Genomic DNA, 22,200 nt, shown 5'->3' with positions numbered 1-22,200 from the left:
CCGAACGCACCCTGAATTCCGAAGGTAAGCCTGCCCGACCCCGCATGTCATGTCCGTTCCGCGATACGGTCATGACCGGCCGAGGGCGCCCGGAAGCACGAAAGGGCGCCCGGTCGCAAAGGAACCGGACGCCCTTCCCAGCGGAGGATTCAGCCGATGACGGTCCAGGTGTCCTTGCCCGCGAGGAGTGCTGCCAGGTCGCCCTTGCCGTCGCGTTCGATGGCGGTGTCGAGCTGGTCGGCCATGAGGGTGTCGTAGACCGGGCGTTCCACGGAGCGGAACACGCCGATGGGGGTGTGGTGGAGGGTGTCGGGGTCGGCCAGGCGGGAGAGGGCGAAGGCGGTGGTCGGGGAGGTGGTGTGGGCGTCGTGGACGAGGATCTGCGACTGGTTCTCCTCTGTCACCGCGATTACCTTCAGGTCGCCGGTCTGGGTGTCCCGCACGACGCCCTTGGCGCCGTCCGCGCCGAAGCGGATCGGTTGGCCGTGCACGAGGCGGATGACGGCTTCTTCTGCCTGTTGTTTGTCCTTGAGGACTTCGAAGGCGCCGTCGTTGAAGATGTTGCAGTTCTGGTAGATCTCGACGAGGGCGGTGCCGGGGTGGTCGGCGGCCTGGCGCAGGACCTCGGTGAGGTGTTTGCGGTCGGAGTCGACGGTGCGGGCGACGAAGGAGGCTTCCGCGCCGATGGCCAGGGACACCGGGTTGAAGGGGGCGTCGAGGGAGCCCATGGGGGTCGACTTGGTGATCTTCCCGACCTCGGAGGTGGGACTGTACTGGCCCTTGGTGAGTCCGTAGATCCGGTTGTTGAACAGCAGGATCTTCAGGTTCACGTTGCGGCGCAGCGCGTGGATGAGGTGGTTGCCGCCGATGGACAGGGCGTCGCCGTCGCCGGTGACGACCCAGACGCTCAGGTCGCGTCGGGAGGAGGCGAGTCCGGTGGCGATGGCGGGGGCGCGGCCGTGGATGGAGTGCATCCCGTAGGTGTTCATGTAGTAGGGGAAGCGGGAGGAGCAGCCGATGCCGGAGACGAAGACGATGTTCTCTTTCGCCAGGCCGAGTTCGGGCATGAAGCCCTGGACGGCGGCGAGGACGGCGTAGTCGCCGCAGCCGGGGCACCAGCGTACTTCCTGGTCGGACTTGAAGTCCTTCATGGTCTGCTGTGCTTCGGCGCGGGGGACCAGGGAGAGCAGGGGGTGGGGGTGGTCGCTCGTCGTGACCGTGTCAGTCATTGATGGCCTCCTTGAGGGCCGTGGCGAGCTGCTCGGCCTTGAACGGCATTCCGTTGACCTGGTTGTAGGAGAGGGCGTCCACGAGGTACTTGGCGCGGAGCAGGGTGGCGAGCTGGCCCAGGTTCATCTCCGGGACGACCACCTTGGCGTAACGTCCCAGGACTTCCTGGAGGTTTCCGGGGAAGGGGTTGAGGTGGCGCAGGTGGGCCTGGGCGATGGGCTGTCCCTCGGTGCGCAGGCGGCGTACGGCGGCGGTGATCGGCCCGTAGGTGGAGCCCCAGCCGAGCACCAGGGTGCGGGCGTTGTCGGGGTCGTCGACCTCGACGTCGGGGACGGTGATGTTGTCGATCTTGGCCTGGCGGGTGCGGACCATGAAGTCGTGGTTGGCGGGGTCGTAGCTGATGTTGCCGGTGCCGTCCTGTTTCTCGATGCCGCCGATGCGGTGTTCGAGGCCGGGGGTGCCGGGGATCGCCCAGGGGCGGGCCAGGGTCTGCGGGTCGCGTTTGTAGGGCCAGAACACGGCGGTGCCGTCGGCCAGCTGGTGGTTGGGTCCGGTCGCGAACTGCACGCGGAGGTCGGGGAGTTCACCGGCCTCGGGAACCCGCCAGGGTTCTGAGCCGTTGGCCAGGTAGCCGTCGCTCAGCAGGAACACCGGGGTGCGGTAGGTCAGCGCGATCCTCGCCGCGTCGAGGGCCGCGTCGAAACAGTCGGCCGGGGTGCGCGGGGCGATGACCGGGACGGGGGCCTCGCCGTTGCGCCCGTACATGGCCTGGAGCAGGTCCGCCTGCTCGGTCTTGGTCGGCAGGCCGGTGGAGGGGCCGCCGCGCTGGATCGCCACGATCAGCAGCGGCAGCTCCAGGGAGACGGCGAGGCCGATGGTCTCGGACTTCAGGGCCACACCCGGGCCGGAGGTGGTGGTGACCGCGAGCTGGCCGCCGAAGGCCGCCCCGAGGGCGGCGCCGATCGCGGCGATCTCGTCCTCGGCCTGGAAGGTGCGGACACCGAAGTTCTTGTGCTTCGACAGTTCGTGCAGGATGTCGGAGGCCGGGGTGATGGGGTAGGAGCCGAGGTAGAGCGGCAGGTCCGCCTGGTGTCCGGCGGCGATCAGCCCGTAGGCCAGGGCCAGGTTCCCGGAGATGTTGCGGTAGGTGCCCGGCGGGAACGCGGCGGTGGCCGGGGCGACTTCGTAGCTGACCGCGAAGTCCTCGGTGGTCTCGCCGAAGTTCCAGCCCGCCCTCAACGCGGCCACGTTGGCCTCGGCGATATCGGGCTTCTTCGCGAACTTCTGTCGCAGGAACGCTTCGGTGCCCTCGGTGGGGCGGTGGTACATCCAGGACAGCAGGCCCAGCGCGAACATGTTCTTCGAGCGGCCCGCGTCCTTGCGCGACAGCCCGAAACCCTTCAGCGCTTCCACCGTCAGCGTCGTCAGCGGCACCCGGTGCACACTGTAGGCGTCCAGGGTGCCGTCCTCCAGGGGGGAGGTGGTGTAGCCGACCTTGGCCATCGGGCGCTGGGTGAACTCGTCGGTGTTGACGATGATTTCCGCGCCGCGCGGCACGTCGGCGATGTTCGCCTTGAGTGCGGCGGGGTTCATCGCGACCAGCACGTTCGGGGCGTCCCCGGGGGTGAGGATGTCGTGATCGGCGAAGTGGAGCTGGAAGCTGGAGACGCCGGGCAGGGTACCGGCGGGGGCACGGATCTCGGCGGGGAAGTTCGGCAGGGTCGACAGGTCGTTGCCGAACGACGCGGTCTCCGACGTGAAACGGTCACCCGTGAGCTGCATACCATCACCCGAGTCACCCGCGAAACGAATGATCACCCGGTCCAGACGGCGGACTTCCTTCACCGGAGGCACCGGAGGCACCAGCGGCACCGAGGACTCCGGGGCCGCCGAAGGCTCCGGGGGCCGGGTCGCACCGGCTGTCGGGGGCCGGTTCTCCCCCTCGTCCCCATGGGACCCGTCGGCCTGCTCGGCCGGGCTACTGACCTGGCTGGTCACTGAACTGGACCTCCCTCAGAGGCGGCTGTTCGGGGGCGACCGGCCGACCGGCCGCCCGTGGCCACCCTACGTCCGTACGGGGCGGCCTCCGGGGGTTCTTCGCAGGTTGGACGTGCTTTTGAGACACCGAAGTGCCCTGATATCGCATGATCACGCCCCCCTCCTCCCCTCCGAGTACCCCCGGAGGGGAGGACGCCCCAGCTCATTCTTTGGTTCTGGTCCCAAAGTCCCGTCGGGCGAAGGCCCGTTGGACCCATTGGCTGACGCCCCGTCAGGGATCAGGGGAGCGGGCGACCGGCGCGGTCAGGAGTTGAGATACGTGAGCACCGCCAGCACCCGGCGGTGGTCCCCGACGCTGGGCGAGAGGCCCAGCTTCAGGAAGATGTTGCTCACGTGCTTCTCCACCGCTCCGTCGCTCACCACCAGCTGCTTCGCGACCGCCGAGTTGGTCCGGCCCTCGGCCATCAGGCCCAGGACCTCCCGCTCGCGCGGGGTCAGCCCGGCGAGCACGTCCTGCTTGCGGCTGCGGCCGAGCAACTGGGCCACCACCTCGGGGTCCAGGGCGGTGCCGCCCCTGGCCACCCGTACGACGGCGTCGACGAACTCCCGCACCTCCGCCACCCGGTCCTTGAGGAGGTAGCCCACCCCGGTGCTCGACCCGGCCAGCAGTTCGGTGGCGTACTGCTCCTCCACGTACTGCGACAGCACCAGCACCCCGATGCCCGGGTGGTCCTTGCGCAGCCGCACCGCGGCCCGCACGCCCTCGTCGGTGTGCGTCGGCGGCATCCGTACGTCCGCCACCACCACGTCCGGCAACTCCCCTCGCGCGGCGAGGTCCGCGACCGTCTTGACCAGCGCGTCCCCGTCCCCGACACCCGCGACCACGTCGTGCCCGAGGTCGGTCAGCAACCGGGTCAGACCCTCCCGGAGCAGCACCGAGTCCTCGGCGATGACCACACGCACCCTGTCTTCCACGACCACGTCTCTTCCTGCCCCCAGTAACCGGTGCGGACCGCCGTCGCGGTCCGTCTCGGGACCCAGCATCCCAGCATCCGGACCCGACCACGCCCGTATGTGCGGCTCCCGTACACAGAGCTGTGCCCCCCCGGAGCTTCCGGAGGGCACAGCTCTGCGTGCGGTACGACGTCAGCCCCGCCAGGGCAGTTCCGCGGTGATCGTGGTCGGGCCGCCCACGGGGGAGTCCACCACCAGGACCCCGTCCACCGCGTCCAGCCGCTCGCCGAGACCCGCCAGGCCCGAGCCGCGCGTGGTGTCCGCGCCGCCCCGCCCGTCGTCCCCGACCTGGAGCATCAGGCGGCCGCCCGTCTCCCACACGTCGACCGAGGCGCGAGTGGCCTGCGCGTGCTTGCTGACGTTCTGGAGGAGCTCCGAGACGGTGAAGTACGCGATGCCCTCGATCGCCGCGGCCGGACGGGCCGGGAGGTCCACCTCGACCTGCACCGGAACCGTGCACCGGGACGCCACAGCCGACAGCGCCGCGTCCAGACCCCGGTCGGTGAGGACCGCCGGGTGGATGCCCCGGGCCAGGTCACGCAGCTCCTGCAACGCCACCTTCACCTCGCCGTGCGCCTCGTCCACCATCTTCGCGGCGGCCTCGGGGTCCTGCGCCAGCTTCTCCTTCGCGAGCCCCAGGTCCATGGCGAGGGCGACCAGGCGGGCCTGCGCCCCGTCGTGCAGGTCGCGCTCGATGCGGCGCAGGTCGGCGGCGGCGGTGTCGACGACCACGCCCCGGTCCGACTCCAGCTCGGTGACCCGGTGGTCGAGGGCGGACGCACCCAGCAGCGAGGCCACCGCGAGACGGTCCACGGACACCAGAGCCCGGGTGATCCACGGGCAGGCCATCAGCACGACCAGACCCACGGCGCAGGTCAGGGCGATCTCGGCGGGGTTGCTGAGGAAGATCTGGTGGCCCATGTCGGCGTACAACTGGATGCCGCGCTGCCCGTCCCGGCCGGAGATCGTCCACCAGTACAGGGGGTAGGCGGAGGCCATCAGTCCGAAGGTCCAGAAGACCACCGCGACGCTGAACGAGAAGACCGCCCACGGCAGGTGCACGATGCTGTACACCAGGTGCCGCCAGGACACCCCGCTCTTGAGGACCGCCCCGATCCAGCTCATCGCACCCGGCTTCGCGCCGCGCTCCGGACGCGGGGAGGCCACGTCGAGACCGAGCATCACCCGCGCCCGGCCCCGCTCCAGCGCACCGAAGGCCCGCAGCAGGAGGAAGCCCGCCGCCAGCACCGGGATGCCGACGAAGGTCACCAGCAGACCGGCCCCGAGCGAGACCGTGGTGACCGCGACGACGAAGGTGACGATGGCGATCGGCAGGCCGAGCAGTACGTAGCCGAACTCCAGCCAGGCGCGGGCCTCGAACGGCGCGCGCAGCACCGCCGGGACGCGGTGCCCCCGGGGCCGGTGTTCCCGGGTGAGAGGTGCGTAGTCCGTGGCCATGTTCCCGTCCGTTTCCTGATGACTGCTCTGCTGGTCTGCTACCGGTCTGCTGCTGGTCCGGCCGGTCTGCTTGCCGGTCCGCACTGCTGGTCGGCCTGCCGGTCCGCACTGCTGGTCGGCCTGCTGGTCTGCTTGCTTCAAGACTGCTGGTGCGCGGGGCCGGGGGCCATGCGGTCAGTCACCGTCTCTTACGGGGGTTTTCCCTACCGTGAGCCCGGCCGGGCCCGGACCTACCTGGCCGACCTGGCCCGCCACGGCAGCTCCGCCGTCACCGTCGTGCCCACACCGGGCGGCGAGTCCACCGTGAACAGCCCGTCCACCGCGCCCAGCCGCTCCGCGAGCCCCGACATCCCGGTGCCGCCGTCCAGCCGCGCGCCGCCGCGCCCGTCGTCCCGTACCTGAATCAGCAGCCGGGCCCCCGACCGCCACACCTCGACCTCCGCCGTACGTGCCCTGCTGTGCTTGCTGACGTTCTGGAGGAGCTCCGAGACGGTGAAGTACGCGATGCCCTCGATCGCCTCGGCGGGCCGCTCGGACAGTTCGGCGTTGACCTTCACCGGCACCGTGCAGCGCGAGGCGATCGCGGAGAGGGCGGCGTCCAGGCCCCGGTCGGTCAGCACCGCCGGGTGGATGCCGCGCGCCAGGTCCCGCAGCTCCTGCAGGGCCAGCTTCACCTCGCCGTGCGCCTCGCCGACCATCAGCGCCGCCGCCTCCGGGTCCTCCAGCAGCTTCTCCTTCGCCAGACCGAGCCCCATCGCGAGGGCGACCAGCCGGGCCTGCGCCCCGTCGTGCAGGTCCCTCTCGATACGGCGCAGATCGGCGGCGGCGGTGTCCACGACCACGCCCCGGTCGGACTCCAGTTCGGCGATACGGCGCTCCAGCTCGTCGGACGGGAACAGCAGGCCCCGCACCATCGCCCGGTCCGCATTGGCCATGCCCCGCGCCACGTACCCCAGCACCGGCCACAGCACGAGCAGACTCACCAGCGTCAACGCGAACGTCAGCACGCCCCACGGCAGCCGCACCACCGAGTACAGGACGGCCCGCCAGGCCACCGGGTCCTTCAGCGTCGACCACAGCCACGGGAAGAAACCGTCCTGCGCCCGCCCCGCCCGCAACGGACTCGGCTCCTCCACCCGCACCCCGAGCAGCGCCCGCGCACGGGCCCGCTCCACGCGGCCGATCTGTCGCGCCCCCATCAGTCCCGCCGCGAGCAACGGCAGCCCGACCACCGTCACGGACAGCCCGAAGCCCAGGGTGACGACGAGAACCGCGTAGACGAACCCCAGCAGCGCCACGGGCAGGTCGAGCAGCAGGTGCCCGACCTCCTTCCAGGTGTGCCGCCCGTAGGCGAACGCGGCGGGAGGGGGCAGCGGGGGACCCGGCGGCAGCGGCGGGACGCCCGGCAGGTCTGCGGGCGGGAGGAGCGGGGAGCCGGGCGTGTGCGCACCGGAGCTGGGGGTCATGGGACAAGCCTGCCGGGTCCCGGCGGCGTCCCGCCATGGGGTGGGCGGGCCGCCGGAGGTAGGGAGAACCCCACCCCACCCCTGCGAAGGCCCGCACGACCCCTATACCGGGCATCCCCGAGTTCTCGGCTCCGCTCGAACAGGGAGAGGCCCCATCTCAGGCTCTAGACTCCCCTCTCGTACGGATCTCGTACAGATCGACGACGGACGGCGCCCACGGCGGGTGCCGCGGGGCCCAGGGAGTGAGGTTCGGGACGTGCCGAAACCGACCGTGCCGATCGATTCGGTGGCCGACCAGGCGCACCACTTGGACCAGGCGCACCACTTGGACCAGGCGCACCACCTGATGGCCGCCCCGTACTTCCAGAGCTACTCGGTCGTCGGACTGCTCGCCGTGATCGGCGTGCTCTTCGTCGCCGTGGCGTTCGGCGCGGGCCGCCTGCTGCGTCCGGTGGTCCCGACCCCGGAGAAGCTCCTCACGTACGAGTGCGGAGTCGACCCGGTCGGCGAGGGCTGGGCGCACACCCAAGTCCGCTACTACGTCTACGCGTTCCTGTACGTGATCTTCGCGGTCGACGCGATCTTCCTCTTCCCGTGGGCGACGGTGTTCGCGGCGCCCGGATACGGCGCCACGACGCTGGTCGAGATGTTCATCTTCCTCGGCTTCCTGGCCGTTGGTCTGCTGTACGCATACAAGAAGGGCGTCCTCGAATGGACGTGACCCCCGCCCCTGGGAGCACCCCGGTGGACCTGCCCGTTCCGCTTGCTCCGCAGCGCCTCGGAGTCCTCTCCCGGCTCGCTCCCGAGCCGATGAAGGTGGTCCTCAACTGGGGCCGCCGCTACAGCCTCTGGGTCTTCAACTTCGGTCTGGCCTGCTGCGCCATCGAGTTCATCGCGGCCTCCATGGCCCGCCACGACTTCATCCGTCTCGGCGTGATCCCCTTCGCGCCGGGCCCGCGCCAGGCCGACCTGATGGTCGTCTCGGGCACGGTCACGGACAAGATGGCCCCGGCGGTGAAGCGTCTGTACGAGCAGATGCCCGAGCCGAAGTACGTGATCTCCTTCGGCGCGTGCTCCAACTGCGGCGGCCCGTACTGGGACTCGTACTCGGTCACCAAGGGCGTGGACCAGATCATCCCGGTGGACGTCTACGTCCCGGGCTGCCCGCCGCGCCCCGAAGCCCTCCTCCAGGGCATCCTGAAACTCCAGGAGAAGATCGCCCGCGAGTCCCTGGCGGACCGTTACGGGAACTCGGCGGCGGCCCCGTCCGTTGCCGCTCTACGGAGCGACCTGTTCACGCCCCCGCCCGCCCCCTCCCCGGCGGGAGGCGAGACCCGATGAGCGCCTACGACGGCCTGCCCGACACCGTCACCGAGGTCTTCGGCGAGGAGGCCCGCGCGGAGCGCGCGTACGACCTGCTGACGGTCGACGTGCCCGTCGGCGGGTGGATCTCCGCCCTCGAAATCGCCCGCGACAAGCTGGCGTGCACCTACTTCGACTGGCTGAGCGCGGTCGACGAACCCGGCACGGGCTTCCTGGTCTCCGCCCACCTGGTCTCCCTCGAAGGCCGTACGGTCCGCCGCCTCCTGGTCCGCACCACCGTGCCCCACACGGCTGCCGCCCTTCCCACCGCCGTGGAGGTCTTCGCGGGTGCGGCCTGGCACGAGCGCGAGACGCACGAGATGTTCGGCATCGACTTCACCGACCACCCCCACCTGGCCCCGCTCCTCCTCCCGGACACCTTCGAGGGCCACCCCCTCCGCAAGGACTTCGTGCTGGCCGCGCGTGTGGCCAAGGCATGGCCCGGCGCGAAGGAACCGGGCGAGTCCGAGCACGGCGGCCCCAAGCGCCGCCAGATGCTCCCCCCGGGCGTCCCGGACCCGAACGAATGGGGCCCCCTCAAGGGCCAACTCCCGGCAGCCCCGGCCCGCCCGGCCCGGGGCGCCGCCCGCGCGGCCGGAGCCACTGCGGACCGCCCGGCCCGCCGTACGAGGAGCGTGGGCGAGGGCTCAGCCTCCCAGACCACTCCGCCGGAGGTCCCTCCGGCGGCCACCGCTCCGACGGCTACCGCTCCGGAGACCGCCGCTCCGGAGATCACCGCTCCGGAGACCGCTGCCCCGGCCCGCCCGGTCCGCCGCTCCCGCACCGCGAGCGACGGCTCGGCCTCCCAGACGCCTCCCGCCTCCCAGACGCCTCCCGCCTCGCAGACGCCCCCCGCCTCGCCCAGCCCCCTTGGGCAGCGGGGCCGCCCCCCGGGGGCGGAACGGGTGGGCAAGGGGGCGGTCCCCGGCGGAGCCGAACCCCTCGACGCCCCCCGCCCCACCCCCGAGGACCCCGCCCCCGCGAGCCCGGACGCCCCCTGGCACCACGCCCGCCCGGCCTTCGAGCCCCCGGCCCCCGAGCCCGTACGCGAAACGCCCCCGGACGCCCCGGACCGGCCCGACACCCCCCAAGACGACACCCCCGACACCCCCGCCGGAGGCGATCCCGCGTGAACGACGTACTCGACGTCGCCCTCCGCCTGCTCATCGTCTTCGTGCTCTTCCTGGTCCTGCCCCTCCTGGTCGGCCAGACCGAGCACAAGGTGATGGCTCACATGCAGGGCCGCCTCGGCCCCATGTACGCGGGCGGCTTCCACGGCTGGGCCCAGCTCGTCGCCGACGGCGTGAAGTTCGCGCAGAAGGAAGACGTCGTCCCCAACGGGGCCGACCGCCGCATCTTCCAGCTCGCCCCCGCCGTCGCCCTCCTCCCTTACCTCCTGGTCCTCCTCGTCATCCCCATCGGCCCGAGCGAGTCCGCCGTCGGCCAGCAGATCGACGCGGGCATCTTCTACGTGCTCGCCGTCATGGGCGTCGGCGTCCTCGGCTCCCTCATGGCGGGCTGGGCGTCGGCGAACAAGTTCTCCCTCCTCGGCGGCCTGCGCACCGCCGCCCAGCTCCTCGCGTACGAACTCCCCATGCTGCTGGCCGCCGCCTCGGTGGCCATGGCGGCGGGCACCCTCTCCCTCCCCGGCATCCTCGACGCCTGGCAGTGGTGGTGGCTGCCCTGGCAACTGATCGGCGCCTTCGTCTTCTTCACGGCCGGTCTCGCCGAGCTCCAGCGCCCCCCGTTCGACGCCCCGATCGCCGACTCGGAGATCATCTTCGGCGCGTACACGGAGTACACGGGCCTGCGCTTCGCCCTGTTCCTGCTCGCCGAGTACGCGGGCATCGTGATCGTCTGCGGCCTGACCACCGTCCTCTTCCTCGGCGGCTGGCACGGCCCCTGGGGCGCGGACGGGCTCGGCTGGGTCTGGACCCTCCTGAAGACCGCGATCCTCGCGTTCGTCGTCATCTGGCTCCGCGTCAGCTATCCCCGCCTGCGCGAAGACCAGCTCCAGAAACTCTCCTGGACCGTACTCATCCCCCTTGCACTCGCGCAGATCGCGCTCACCGGCATCGTGAAGGTGGCGATCCAGTAGTCATGGCACCCCCCATCCCCGGGAGCGGCCTCGCCAAGGGCCTCGCCGTCACCCTCCGCACGATGACGAAGAAGACCGTCACCGCGCAGTACCCGGAGAAGCAGCCCGAACTCCCGCCCCGTACGCGCGGCGTGATCGGCCTCTTCGAGGAGAACTGCACCGTGTGCATGCTGTGCGCGCGCGAGTGCCCCGACTGGTGCATCTACATCGACTCCCACAAGGAGACGGTGCCGCCCGCCGCCCCCGGCGGCCGCGAACGCAGCCGGAACGTCCTCGACCGCTTCGCCATCGACTTCTCGCTCTGCATGTACTGCGGGATCTGTATCGAGGTGTGCCCCTTCGACGCCCTCTTCTGGTCGCCGGAGTTCGAGTACGCGGAGACCGACATCCACGAACTCACCCACGAGCGCGACAAGCTCCGCGAGTGGATGTGGACCGTCCCCGAACCCCCGGCACTCGACCCGAACGCGGAAGAGCCCAAGGAGATCGCGGCAGCCCGCAAGGCCGCCGACAAACTCGCCGCCGCCCAGCAGGCGGAAGCGAGCCAGACCACCCAGCCCGGACCAGCCGCTCAGCCCGGACCAGCCGCTCAGCCCGGACCAGCCGCCCAGCCCGGACCGGCCACCCAGCCCGGCCAGACGGAACAGGAGGGCCCCGCGTGATGGTCACTCTCTCCGCCGCCACCGGCCCCGGCTTCCTCTCCCCGACCGGCGTCGAGATCGCGTTCCTCCTGGTCGGCCTCGTCACTCTCGGGGCGGCCGTCATCACGGTCACCACCAAGCAGCTCGTGCACGCCGCGCTCTGGCTGGTCGTCGCCCTCGGCGGCCTCGCCGTCGAGTACCTGCTCCTCACGGCCGAGTTCATCGCCTGGGTCCAGGTGCTGATCTACGTCGGCTCCGTCGTGGTCCTCCTCCTCTTCGGACTCATGCTCACCAAGGCCCCCATCGGCCGCTCCCCGGACGCCGACTCGGGCAACCGCCCGGTGGCCCTCGCGGTGGCCGTCGCCGCGGCGGCCGCCCTCGTCTGGGTGGTCGTCGACGCCTTCCGCACCACCTGGATCAACCTGGACGGACCGGTCCAGGGCTCCACCAAGGTGACCGGCGAGATCCTCTTCCAGCACTGGGTGCTGCCCTTCGAAGCCCTCTCCGTCCTGCTCCTGGCCGCCCTGGTCGGCGCGATCGTCCTCTCCCGCAAGAACACGGCAACCGAACAAGCCGAAGCCGAAGCCGAAGCTGAAGCAGAAGCCGACGAAGCGGCAGCCCGCGCGGCCGAAGCGTCCTCCAGCGAGCCGACGAAGAAGGAGCAGCGCTGATGCACCTCGCCTACCCGGCCGTCCTCGCCGCCCTCCTCTTCTGCGTCGGCCTCTACGGAGTCCTCGCCCGCCGCAACGCGATCCTGGTCCTGATGTCCGTCGAGCTGATGCTCAACGCCGTCAACCTCAACCTGGTCGCCTTCGACGTCTGGCTCCGCGACGCCCTGCACGGCGGCCAGGCCCTCACGCTCTTCACCATCGCCATCGCCGCCGCCGAGATCGGCATCGGCCTGGCGATCGTCCTGATGGTCTACCGCAACCGAGGCACCTCGGACGTCGACAGACTCCGCGACACCACCGAGACCCCCGACCCGACCGACCCGCCCGACGACGACACGGACGACACCGACACGGACGCCGTCGGCACAGCCACCGGCGCCCCGGCCCCGAAGGCAGCGGAGGCCGCCGCGTGACCACCACGACCCTCGCCGTCCTCGTCCCCCTCCTCCCCTTCCTCGGCGCGGTCGCGGGCCTCCTCCTCGGCCGCACCATCCCCGGCTTCGTGCGGCCCCTCGCGCTCCTCCCCACCGTCGCCGCGCTCGCCCTCGCGATCACCGTCGCCGTCCACCAGGGCGGCGGAGCGGCCATCGACGCCGCCACCCGCCTCACCCCGACCGGCTCGGTCCCCATCGACCTGGCCCTGCACATCGACGGCTTCGCGGCCCTGGTCGCCGTCCTGGTGACCGTCGTCGCCACCTGCGTCCAGGTGTACTCGACGGCCTACCTGCGCGACGACCCCCGCTACGCCTCCTACGCCGCTCTCGTCTCCCTCTTCACCTCCGCGATGCTGCTCGTCGTCTACTCCGGCGACCTGATGGTGCTGCTGGTCGGCTGGGAGATCATGGGCATCTGCTCGTACTTCCTCGTCGGTCACTACTGGGAGACGCCCGAAGCCCGCGCCGCCTCCCTCAAGGCGTTCCTGGTCACCAAGCTCGGCGACGTCCCCTTCCTGTTCGGCCTGTTCGCCCTGGCCGCCGACGCGGGCACCTTCCGCATCACCGGCATCCTGGACGCCGTCGCCACGGGCGGCCTCGACCACCCCACCCTGATCGCCCTCCTCCTCATCGCCGGTGTCGCGGGCAAGTCCGCCCAGTTCCCGCTCCACACCTGGCTCCCGGACGCGATGGCGGGCCCCACGCCCGTCTCCGCGCTCATCCACGCCGCGACGATGGTCGCCGCCGGTGTCTACTTCGTCGCCCGCCTCCTCCCCGTCTTCGCTGCCTCCGCCGCCGCCATGACCGTCCTCGCCGTGACGGCCGCGGTCACGATGGTCGGCTCGGCCCTCGCCGCGCTCGCCCAGGACGACATCAAGCGGGTCCTCGCGTACTCGACGATCGGCCAGCTCGGCTACATGACCGGCGCCCTCGCGGTCGGCGACCGCGGTGCCGCCGTCTTCCACCTCCTCTCGCACGGTGCCTTCAAGGCCCTCCTCTTCCTCGGCGCCGGCGTGATCATCCACGCCGCGGGCACCAACTCCCTGGCCGCCATGTCCCGCATGGGCGGACTCCCCAAGCGCATCCCGGACGCCTACTGGACGATGACGATCGCGCTCCTCGCGCTCGCCGCCATCCCTCCGTTCGCGGGCTTCTTCTCCAAGGAAGCCGTCCTGGTCGCCGCCGAGCACACCGCCCTCGGCGACTCCGCGACCAGCCCCTCCGGCGCGGGCTGGATCGTCCTGATCTCCGGTCTCCTCACCGCTCTCCTCACCGCCGCCTACGCCACCCGCCTCTGGCTCCTCGCCTTCCGAGGCCACGGCCCGGCCGCCCCCGACCACGGCCGCCAGCCGGTTGCCATGACCACCGTCCTCTGGCTCCTCGCCGTCCCCTCCCTCGCCCTCGGCCTGACCGTCGGCCAGCTCGCGGGCTGGTTCGACGTCCACTCCCTGACCCCGACCGTCACCACCGCCATCCTCGGCACCGGCGTCGCCGTCGTCGGCGGGATCATGACGTACGCCTCCTGGCGCGCCCTGCGCTACAGGGCGGGCACCAACACCCCCCTCGGCGCGATCGCCGCTCACCCGGAAGCCGACCCGGCCACCTCCGAAGAGGAAGCCATCGCCACGCACGAAGCGGCGTACAGCGACATCGCCTCAGCCCCCGACCCCGGCGACCCCGGCCGCCTCCTCCTGGGCCCCCTGCACCGCCACGCGGCCACCGGCTTCCACCTGGACGCCCTCTACGCCGCCCTCTTCGTCCGCCCCGTCCAGGCAGCAGCCGAACTGGTCAGGTTCCTCGACCGCGAGGTCGTCGACACCTACGTCCGCGCCGCCGGAACCCTCCCGCGCTGGCTCGGCATCGCCGTCCGCCGCGCCCAGACCGGCAACGTCCAGACCTACCTGGCCGCCCTGCTCGCCGGTTCCGTCGTCCTGGCGATCGCCGCCGTCCTCGTCGCCGCCGCCGGAGCGTGAGCCATGATCGATATCAGCGAATCCGTGATGCAGTTCCTTCTCGCACTGATCGTCGTCGGCCCGCTCATCGGCGCCGTCGCCGCCCTCCTCCCGGCCCCGCCAGGACTGAAGGGAAAGTCCCCGGACCAGGCCGTGCTCCGCCACGGAGTCGTCGTCACCGGTGCCGTCCTCATCGCCGCGATCGTCCTCGCGCTCGGCTTCGACCGCGACCACCCCGCGAAGATGCAGGCCAGCACCGACATCAGCTGGATCCCGGCGCTCGACATCCGCATCCATCTCGGCATCGACGGCATCTCGCTCCCCCTTCTCCTCCTGACCGCGCTCCTGACCTTCCTCTGCGCGCTCTACAGCTACTTCAAAATGCCCGAGGGCCCGTCCCCCAGGGCATTCGTCGCCCTCCTCCTCGTCCTGGAGTCCGGCACCCTCGCCACCTTCGCCGTCCTCGACCTGATCCTGTTCTTCCTGGCCTTCGAGATGGTCCTCATCCCGATGTACTTCCTCATCGCACGCTGGGGCGGCGCCCAACGCGTCCAGGCTGCGTGGAAGTTCATCCTCTACACCCTGCTCGGCTCCGTCGTGATGCTGCTCGGCCTCCTCCTCATCGGCCTGAAATCCGGCACATTCGACATGGTGGCACTCGCCACTGACAACGGCCGAGGACTGACAACATCCGTGCAGGTCACGGCAGTTCTGGCGATCGCCGTCGGCCTCGCGGTGAAGACCCCGATGTGGCCCCTGCACAGCTGGCTGCCGGACGCCCACACCGCCGCCCCCACCGTCGGTTCGGTCCTCCTCGCCGGAGTCCTGCTGAAGATGGGCACGTACGGCTTCGTCCGCGTCGCCCTGCCCATCGCCCCCGAGGGCATGCACGCCTTCGCGCCCTACCTCGCCGCCTTCGCCGTCGTCGGCATCCTCTACGGCTCCCTCGCCTGCCTCTCCCTGGCCCGCAAGGGCAACAAGGGCGACCTCAAGCGCCTCATCGCGTACTCGTCCGTCGGCCACATGGGCTTCGTCCTCCTCGGCATCGCCTCCATGACCCCCACCGGCGTCAACGGTGCGCTCTTCGCCAACATCGCCCACGGCCTCATCACCGGCCTGCTCTTCTTCCTGGTCGGCGCCCTCAAGGACCGCTACGGCACCGCCGACCTCGACACCCTCGCCGGAGCCACCGGCGCCGCCCTGTACGGCCGCGCCCCCCGCCTCGGCGTCCTCCTCGCCTTCGCCGCCGTCGCCTCCCTCGGCCTCCCCGGACTGGCGGGCTTCTGGGGCGAGATGCTGACGATGTTCGGCGCGTTCGACCCCGCTGAGGGCCTCAGCCGCCCCGCCTTCCTCACCTACATGGCCCTCGCCGGACTCGGCACCCTCCTCACCGCCGCGTACCTGCTGATCGTCGTACGCCGCGTCTGCATGGGGGAGCGGGACCCCAAGGGCCCCGCCGTCGCCGACCTCCAGGGCTACGAGGCCGCCACCTGGACCCCCCTCGTCGCCCTCACCGTCCTCGCCGGCCTCTGGCCCGCAGTCCTCCTCGGCCTGACCGACCCGGCCGTCCAGAAGCTCCTCGCAGGAGGCAAGTCGTGACCGTGGCCACCGAAGCCGTGCCTCCCGCCGTCAGCGCGTTCGCGCAGGCAGCGGCCCCGTCGGCGAGCCTCGTCCAGTCCGTCGACTGGCTGGCCGTCGCCCCGCCCGTCATCGCGGCCGTCGCCGCCCTGCTCGTCCTCGTCGCCGACCTCTTCGTACGGGAGAACCGCAAGCACCTCCTCGGCATCGGCGCGGTCGCGGGCCCGGCCCTCGCGCTGCTCGCCCTGCTGCCCCTGCGCGGCGGCCACCGCAAGACCTTCTGCCTCGTCGACGACGACACGGTGTGCAGCTACACCGCCGACCAGTTCACCCTGGTCATCCAGGCCCTCGTCCTCGTCGGCGCCCTGGTCACCGCCCTGCTCTCCCTCACCCTCGCCAAGGACGACAAGAAGCTGCCCGCGGGCGAGTACTGGTTCCTGCTCCTCTCCTCCGCCGCCGGAGCGGCCCTCCTGCCCGCCTCCCGCGACCTCGCCACCCTCGTCGTCGCCCTCGAAGTCGCGTCCCTGCCCGCCTTCGCCCTCGTCGGCCTGCGACGCGGCGACAAGCGGTCCTCCGAAGCCGCCCTGAAGTTCTTCCTGTCCTCCGTCACCGCGACCGCCGTGATGCTCCTCGGCGTCAGCTTCGTGTACGCCGCGACCGGCACCCTCCACCTCACCGAGATCGCCAGCCGCCTCGACGACGTCCCCGCCCAGCTGGACACCCTCGCCAAGGCGGGCGTCGCCCTCACCCTCGTCGGCTTCGCCTTCAAGACGGCGGCAGCGCCCTTCCACTTCTGGGTCCCCGACACCTACGTCGGCGCGCCCCTGCCCATCGCCGCGTACCTCTCCGTCACCGGGAAGGCGGTCGGCTTCTCCGGCCTCATCCTGGTCACCGTCGTCGCGTTCCCCTCGTACGCCGACGTGTGGGGTCCGGCCCTCGCCGTCCTCGCCGCCCTCACGATGACCGTCGGCAACGTGGCCGCCCTGCGCCAGAGCGCCACGCGTGCGCACAGTGCGATCCGCCTCCTCGCCTGGTCGTCCGTCGGGCAGGCGGGCTACCTCCTGGTGCCGATCGCGGCCGCCGCGTACTCCAGCGACGCCCAGATCGGCTCCACCGTCGCGTACGCGCTCATGTACGCCGTCGTGAACCTCGGGGCCTTCGCCGTCGCCGCCCTCGTCTCCCGTACGCACCCGGGCGGCCGCCTCACCGACTACCGGGGCCTCTACGCCCGCAGCCCCCTCGCCGCCCTCGCCCTCGGCTTCTTCCTGCTCTGCCTCGCCGGACTCCCGCCGGGCCTCATCGGCCTCTTCGCGAAGGTCACCGTCTTCTCGGCGGCCGTCGACGCGGGCCTGGCCTGGCTGGCCGTCGTCATGGCCGTCAACGTCGTGATCGCGCTGTACTACTACCTCCGCTGGACGGCGCTCCTCTTCCGCCCGGCACCTGCGCAGGACGCAGCACAAACACCCGCAGGGCACGCACCTCAAGAGGAGCGAGCACGCCACCGCCTCCCCGCCCCCCTGGGCACCGCGATCGTCCTCACCCTCATCGCCGCGATCGCCCTCTCCGGCGCCCCCCAGCTGATCCTCCGCTTCGCCACAGGCACCCTCTTCGACTAGAGCCCGGCCCCCGGACGGCCTAACCCGCTCACCGGTGCACAAGGGAACTAGTGACCCTCGCCTGGCGTTGACCAGTGAGGAAGGGTCCACTGAACGTGGAAGCACCACCCGGTCAGGAGTTCCCCTGCCGCACTACTTGGAGGGCCTACCGTGCACCGCCGGCACAACGGGTTGAAGACAGCCGTACTCCTCGGGGGCCTGTCCGCGCTGATCCTCGTCATCGGCAGCTTCTTCGGCCGTACGGGACTGCTCGTCGCGCTCCTCGTGGCGCTCGGCACCAACGCGTACGCGTACTGGAACAGCGACAAACTGGCCCTGCGCGCCATGCGAGCCCGCCCCGTCAGCGAGTTCGAGGCCCCCGCCCTCTACCGCATGGTCCGCGAGCTCTCCACGGCCGCCCGCCAGCCCATGCCCCGCCTCTACATCTCGCCGACCCAGGCCCCCAACGCCTTCGCCACCGGCCGCAACCCGCGCAACGCGGCCGTCTGCTGCACCGAGGGCATCCTCCAGATCCTCGACGAGCGCGAACTGCGCGGCGTCATCGGCCACGAGCTCAGCCACGTCTACAACCGCGACATCCTGATCTCCTCCGTCGCCGGAGCGCTCGCCTCCGTCGTGATGTTCCTGGTCAACTTCGCCTGGCTGATCCCCGTCGGCAGATCCAACGACAACGAGGGCCCCGGCATCTTCGGGATGCTGCTGATCATGATCCTGGGCCCGCTGGCCGCCTCGATCATCCAGCTCGCCGTCAGCCGCTCCCGCGAGTACGAGGCCGACGCCTCCGGCGCGCAGCTCACCGGCGACCCTCTCGCCCTCGCGAGCGCGTTGCGCAAGCTGGACGCGGGTACGAAGCAACTACCGCTGCCCCCCGAGCCCCGGATCGAGACCGCGAGCCACATGATGATCGCGAACCCGTTCCGCCCCGGCGAGGGCGCGGCGAAGCTCTTCTCCACCCACCCGCCCATGGCGGAACGTATCGCCCGACTCGAACAGATGGCAGGCCACCGACCGTGAAGACACTCCTCAACCTCATATGGCTGGTCCTGAGCGGCTTCTGGCTCTTCCTGGGCTACCTGGTCGCGGGCCTCCTGCTCTGCATCACCATCATCGGCATCCCGTTCGGCCTGGCGGCCTTCCGGATCGGCATCTACGCCCTGTGGCCCTTCGGCCAGACGGTCGTGGACCGCCGCGACGCGGGCGCGCCCTCCTGCGTCGGCAACGTCCTGTGGCTGGTCCTCGCGGGCTGGTGGCTCGCCCTGGGCCACATCGTCACCGGCATCGCCCTCTGCATCACGATCATCGGAATCCCGTTCGGCATTGCGAACTTCAAGCTGATTCCGGTGTCCCTGCTGCCGCTCGGCAAGGAGATCGTCCCGACCGACCAGCCCTTCGCCGCGCGCTGACGCCCCGCTGATCCGCGTCCCCCTCGCCTGACCTGGCAACCTTCCCGGCGCGCGATGCGTCTTGCCGTACGAGAGCGGGCAGGAGCACCACACCTGCCCGCGCGCACCGCACGGCACATCGCACCCACGGGGGGACCCTCATGAGCATCCTGGGCTGGATCGTCCTCGGCCTCGTCGCCGGCGTCATAGCCAAGGTCCTGCTGCCTGGACGCGACCCGGGCGGGCTGATCGGCACCACGCTGATCGGCATCGCGGGCGCGTTCCTCGGCGGCTGGATCTCCACGAAGTTCCTGGACCGCGAGATCGCCAACCAGTTCTACGACGGCCCGACCTGGATCGCGGCCGTCGGCGGCTCGCTCGTCCTGCTCATCGCGTACCGCATCCTCTTCGGCCACTCCCGCTCACGCCGCTAGCCCGGTTACCCGCAGCGTGACGTTCAGCCGTCCGGCGGCCATCCCGGTCGCCGGATCGCCCGTACCCGGCAGCACCTTCGGCACTCCGTGGTACGCGAACCGCGAAGGCCCCCCGAACACGAAGAGGTCCCCGGACCTCAACTCCACATCCGTATAGGGGCGTCCACGGCCCTGCGTGTTCCCGAACCGGAACACGCAACTGTCGCCGATGCTCAACGACACCACCGGCGCCCGCGACCGTTCTTCCCGGTCCTGGTGCATCCCCATCCGGGCGTCGCCGTCGTAGAAGTTCACCAGCCCGGCGTCCGGCGCGTACCCGTCACCGGCGCGCTCGTCCTCGTACGCGTCGACCAGCGCCCGGCGTCCCACGTCGCCCAGCCACGGCGGGAAATCGGCCACCCGCGCACCGTTGACGTCATCCGCCGTGCGGGAGTAGCGGTACGGCTGCCAGTGCCAGCCAAGATGCACCGACCGCACCGACATCAGCCCGCCCCCGGGCAGCCGCGTCTGCCGCAGCGGCACAGGACCGGTGGCCCACCGCCGGCACGCCACCACCAGCTCCTGCTGCTCCTTGAGCGACAGCCACCCAGGAACGTGCACCGCTCCCGGTGCCACCTCCGCCCGCTCCCGAGGCAGCTCGAACAGCTCCCTCACCGCACCGGGCCGCCCTCCAGCTCCAAGAGCAGCCGCTTCCGCTCCAGCCCGCCCGCGTACCCCACGAGCGACCCGTCCGCCCCCACGATCCGGTGGCACGGCCGCACCACCAGCAGCGGATTGCGCCCGATCGCGGTCCCCACCGCCCGGACCGCCGCCCGCGACGCCCCGATCGACTCGGCGAGCTTCCCGTACGACGTCGTCTCCCCGTACGCGATGGTGTCCACCGCACCCCACACCCGGCGCTGGAACTCCGTCCCGGCCCCGTCCGCGTACGGGATCTCGAAGTGCGTCAGCTCCCCGGCGAAGTACGCCTTCAGCTGCGCCGCCAGCCCGCCGAACAGCTCCGGCGCGCACCGCCACCGGTCCTGGACGACGGCCCCGCCCTTCTGGCCCGGCACCGACAACGACACCAGCGCGATCCCGCCGGGCGCGGTGGCGGACTCCTCGCCCACCACCAGCAGCTCGCCCAGCGGGCTGTCGAGGGTCGCGTGAACCGTGCACGCCGTCATGACCCCATCCTCTCCGCGCAGTGCTCACCACGCTTCTCGCCGTCGAGTCTGCGCCCGCGCCCGTCCCCGGGCTGGCGGAATTCGGACATCACGCTGACGGTCGTACGGTCCGGGCGTCCGGGCACGCGAAGGGGGCGGGGAGTCGGCCCGGAGCCGCCCACCGCCCCCGTCCGAAGGCTCACTCCCGCGTCGACGCATCGGTTGCATCAACGCATCAGTTGCATGAGCGCATCAGCGCATCAGCGCATCGCGGGAGAAACGCATCAGCGGTAGTTCGTGTACTGGATCGCGAAGTCCAGGTCCTTGCCCTTGAGCAGGGCCTGGATGGCCTGGAGGTCGTCCCGGCTCTTGGAGCTGACGCGCAGCTCGTCGCCCTGCACCTGCGCCTTGACGCCCTTGGGGCCCTCGTCGCGGATGATCTTGGCGACCTTCTTGGCGTTGTCCTGCGAGATCCCCTCCTCGATGGAGGCGAAGATCTTGTACTCCTTGCCGGACAGCTGCGGCTCACCGGCGTCCAGCGACTTCAGCGAGATCCCGCGCTTGACCAGCTTGGTCTCGAAGATGTCGAGGATCGCCTTGACGCGCTCCTCGCCGTTCGCCTGCATCAGGATCTTCTCGCCGGACCAGGAGATCGAGGCGTCCGTCCCCTTGAAGTCGTAGCGCTGCGAGATCTCCTTGGCGGCCTGGTTGAGGGCGTTGTCGACCTCCTGCCGCTCGACCTTCGAGACGATGTCGAAACTGGAGTCGGCCATGTCCTGTGGCTCCTTGGTGTGGGTGATGGATGGGTGACGGGTACGGCGCGGACGCGGTGCAATCCCTTGGAGGGACACCCGCGCGTACACCTGGGCGTACGCCGCAAAGCCTAGCCACCCGGACGGACGGCGGGCGCAGATCAATCGAGTGGCGGAGCACCCCTGGTCATCAGGTATTGTTTACGTCGTCCCCAGGGAAAAGCGCCGCGAGGCGAAGATCCCCCGGTGACGTCCCATGGCGGTGTGCCCGAGTGGCCAATGGGAACGGACTGTAAATCCGTCGGCTTAGCCTACCCAGGTTCGAATCCTGGCGCCGCCACAAAAGAAGGCCCCTGATCAGCGGAAACGCTGGCCAGGGGCCTTCGGGTTTTCCCCGCCGGGCGGTAGCCCCGCCCGCTATCCGCCCGCTACCCGTCCGCCAGCCGGAACGCGAGCCGCGTCTCCCACTTGTTCGGGTCCGGTTCCACCCGGGGGTCGGTCAGGAACGTCTCCGTCCGGCCCACCCAGTGCTCGCCGTCCCCGGCCTCCGTCATGTCCCACTCCAGGCCCTGCCTCCCCGCCCAGGCGATCAGCTCCTCCGTGACGCCGACCAGCTCGTCGGGGTGGCCGACGTGCGTCAGCGTCGCGTACCGGCCCGCAGGCAGCACTCCCGAGCGCACCTCGCCCTCCGGTTCCGGTGCCACCGCCACTGGAACCCCCGCCTCGACCTCCAGCTCCCCGTCCGAACCGATCACGTTGTACCGGAGGAACGGACCGCCGAGCGGTTCGGTTCCCCGCGCGGCGAGCCAGCCGTAGAGCTCCGGGATCCGGTCGGCGATCGCGGCGAAACCGTCCGGCCGCACCCGCCCCAGGACGCTCACGTAGGGCTGCTCGCCGCGTTCCACGATCGCGGGGACCTCGGGTTCGTACCGCATGGCGCTCCTTCGTTCGGTCTGTGCCGTCGTCGTA

22 protein-coding genes and 1 tRNA gene are annotated in these 22,200 nt (G+C 70.9%); 14 read left to right on the top strand and 9 right to left on the bottom strand.

What is annotated here, in order from left to right; genetic code table 11:
- Positions 1–149 precede the first annotated feature (149 nt).
- The 5 genes from OG897_RS26005 to OG897_RS25985 all read right to left on the bottom strand — a co-directional run bounded on the left by OG897_RS26005 (position 150) and on the right by OG897_RS25985 (position 7,109).
- On the bottom strand, positions 150–1,229 hold the full coding sequence (locus tag OG897_RS26005; protein WP_266659847.1) for a 2-oxoacid:ferredoxin oxidoreductase subunit beta: 1,080 nt from the start codon (positions 1,227–1,229) through the stop codon (positions 150–152).
- Positions 1,222–3,228, bottom strand: coding sequence for a 2-oxoacid:acceptor oxidoreductase subunit alpha (locus OG897_RS26000; RefSeq protein WP_266659845.1), 2,007 nt, complete (start codon positions 3,226–3,228; stop codon positions 1,222–1,224). The genes OG897_RS26005 and OG897_RS26000 overlap by 8 nt, the downstream gene beginning before the upstream one ends.
- 303 nt (positions 3,229–3,531) lie before the next feature.
- Positions 3,532–4,191: a response regulator transcription factor gene (locus tag OG897_RS25995; RefSeq protein WP_266660508.1), complete on the bottom strand. Its 660-nt coding sequence runs from the start codon at positions 4,189–4,191 to the stop codon at positions 3,532–3,534.
- A gap of 183 nt (positions 4,192–4,374) precedes the next feature.
- Positions 4,375–5,700 carry a sensor histidine kinase gene (locus tag OG897_RS25990; RefSeq protein WP_266660506.1) on the bottom strand — a complete coding sequence of 442 codons (1,326 nt, stop codon included), beginning with the start codon at positions 5,698–5,700 and terminating at the stop codon, positions 4,375–4,377.
- 230 nt (positions 5,701–5,930) lie between these two features.
- Positions 5,931–7,109: a sensor histidine kinase gene (locus OG897_RS25985; protein ID WP_266660504.1), complete on the bottom strand. Its 1,179-nt coding sequence runs from the start codon at positions 7,107–7,109 to the stop codon at positions 5,931–5,933.
- A gap of 403 nt (positions 7,110–7,512) precedes the next feature.
- Between OG897_RS25985 and OG897_RS25980 the strand changes: the two genes are divergently transcribed.
- From OG897_RS25980 to OG897_RS25920, 13 genes are all read left to right on the top strand, one after another.
- Entirely contained in the window at positions 7,513–7,887 is a 375-nt protein-coding gene (locus tag OG897_RS25980; protein ID WP_266660502.1) for an NADH-quinone oxidoreductase subunit A, read from the top strand.
- Positions 7,878–8,507, top strand: coding sequence for an NADH-quinone oxidoreductase subunit B (locus OG897_RS25975; RefSeq protein WP_266659843.1), 630 nt, complete (start codon positions 7,878–7,880; stop codon positions 8,505–8,507). The genes OG897_RS25980 and OG897_RS25975 overlap by 10 nt, the downstream gene beginning before the upstream one ends.
- Positions 8,504–9,661 (top strand): NADH-quinone oxidoreductase subunit C, encoded by a 1,158-nt coding sequence (locus OG897_RS25970; protein ID WP_266659841.1) that lies wholly within the window; start codon positions 8,504–8,506, stop codon positions 9,659–9,661. The genes OG897_RS25975 and OG897_RS25970 overlap by 4 nt, the downstream gene beginning before the upstream one ends.
- Positions 9,658–10,626, top strand: coding sequence for a complex I subunit 1 family protein (locus tag OG897_RS25965; protein WP_266659839.1), 969 nt, complete (start codon positions 9,658–9,660; stop codon positions 10,624–10,626). The genes OG897_RS25970 and OG897_RS25965 overlap by 4 nt, the downstream gene beginning before the upstream one ends.
- A gap of 2 nt (positions 10,627–10,628) precedes the next feature.
- Positions 10,629–11,288: a 4Fe-4S binding protein gene (locus OG897_RS25960; RefSeq protein WP_266659837.1), complete on the top strand. Its 660-nt coding sequence runs from the start codon at positions 10,629–10,631 to the stop codon at positions 11,286–11,288.
- Positions 11,288–11,938: an NADH-quinone oxidoreductase subunit J gene (locus OG897_RS25955; RefSeq protein ID WP_266660500.1), complete on the top strand. Its 651-nt coding sequence runs from the start codon at positions 11,288–11,290 to the stop codon at positions 11,936–11,938. Before OG897_RS25960 ends, OG897_RS25955 begins: the two co-directional genes overlap by 1 nt.
- A complete protein-coding gene (gene nuoK / locus OG897_RS25950) occupies positions 11,938–12,351 on the top strand; it encodes an NADH-quinone oxidoreductase subunit NuoK (protein ID WP_266659835.1) in 414 nt (137 codons plus the stop codon). Before OG897_RS25955 ends, nuoK begins: the two co-directional genes overlap by 1 nt.
- Entirely contained in the window at positions 12,348–14,345 is a 1,998-nt protein-coding gene (locus OG897_RS25945) for an NADH-quinone oxidoreductase subunit L (protein ID WP_266659833.1), read from the top strand. The genes nuoK and OG897_RS25945 overlap by 4 nt, the downstream gene beginning before the upstream one ends.
- 3 nt (positions 14,346–14,348) lie before the next feature.
- Entirely contained in the window at positions 14,349–15,923 is a 1,575-nt protein-coding gene (locus OG897_RS25940) for a NuoM family protein (protein WP_266659831.1), read from the top strand.
- A gap of 17 nt (positions 15,924–15,940) precedes the next feature.
- Positions 15,941–17,518: an NADH-quinone oxidoreductase subunit N gene (locus tag OG897_RS25935; RefSeq protein WP_266660498.1), complete on the top strand. Its 1,578-nt coding sequence runs from the start codon at positions 15,941–15,943 to the stop codon at positions 17,516–17,518.
- A 150-nt stretch (positions 17,519–17,668) separates the two neighbouring features.
- Positions 17,669–18,532: a zinc metalloprotease HtpX gene (gene htpX, locus OG897_RS25930; RefSeq protein ID WP_266659829.1), complete on the top strand. Its 864-nt coding sequence runs from the start codon at positions 17,669–17,671 to the stop codon at positions 18,530–18,532.
- Entirely contained in the window at positions 18,529–18,921 is a 393-nt protein-coding gene (locus OG897_RS25925) for a YccF domain-containing protein (protein ID WP_266659827.1), read from the top strand. Before htpX ends, OG897_RS25925 begins: the two co-directional genes overlap by 4 nt.
- A gap of 140 nt (positions 18,922–19,061) precedes the next feature.
- Positions 19,062–19,334, top strand: a complete 273-nt coding sequence (locus OG897_RS25920) for a GlsB/YeaQ/YmgE family stress response membrane protein (protein WP_266659825.1) — start codon at positions 19,062–19,064, stop codon at positions 19,332–19,334.
- Here OG897_RS25920 and OG897_RS25915 read toward each other — a convergent pair.
- From OG897_RS25915 to OG897_RS25905, 3 genes are all read right to left on the bottom strand, one after another.
- Positions 19,323–19,988: an alpha-ketoglutarate-dependent dioxygenase AlkB gene (locus tag OG897_RS25915; RefSeq protein ID WP_266659823.1), complete on the bottom strand. Its 666-nt coding sequence runs from the start codon at positions 19,986–19,988 to the stop codon at positions 19,323–19,325. The genes OG897_RS25920 and OG897_RS25915 overlap by 12 nt on opposite strands.
- Positions 19,985–20,500, bottom strand: coding sequence for a methylated-DNA--[protein]-cysteine S-methyltransferase (locus tag OG897_RS25910; protein ID WP_266659821.1), 516 nt, complete (start codon positions 20,498–20,500; stop codon positions 19,985–19,987). Before OG897_RS25910 ends, OG897_RS25915 begins: the two co-directional genes overlap by 4 nt.
- Before the next feature lie 263 nt (positions 20,501–20,763).
- The gene (locus OG897_RS25905; protein WP_266659819.1) at positions 20,764–21,252 is read right to left on the bottom strand and encodes a YajQ family cyclic di-GMP-binding protein; all 489 of its coding nucleotides are present in this window, start codon (positions 21,250–21,252) and stop codon (positions 20,764–20,766) included.
- Positions 21,253–21,489: 237 nt separating this feature from the next.
- Between OG897_RS25905 and OG897_RS25900 the strand changes: the two genes are divergently transcribed.
- Positions 21,490–21,571: transfer RNA gene (locus OG897_RS25900), tRNA-Tyr, on the top strand.
- 88 nt (positions 21,572–21,659) lie between these two features.
- Here the strand turns inward: OG897_RS25900 and OG897_RS25895 are convergent.
- Complete coding sequence (locus OG897_RS25895; RefSeq protein WP_266659817.1) at positions 21,660–22,166, bottom strand: GyrI-like domain-containing protein; 507 nt, start codon at positions 22,164–22,166, stop codon at positions 21,660–21,662.
- Positions 22,167–22,200 lie beyond the last annotated feature (34 nt).

The sequence above is a fragment of the Streptomyces sp. NBC_00237 genome (assembly GCF_026342435.1).
In the GTDB taxonomy this organism is placed as follows: domain Bacteria; phylum Actinomycetota; class Actinomycetes; order Streptomycetales; family Streptomycetaceae; genus Streptomyces.
Note: the sequence above shows the minus strand (reverse complement) of the source record. Positions and strands in the feature narration are given on the sequence as shown.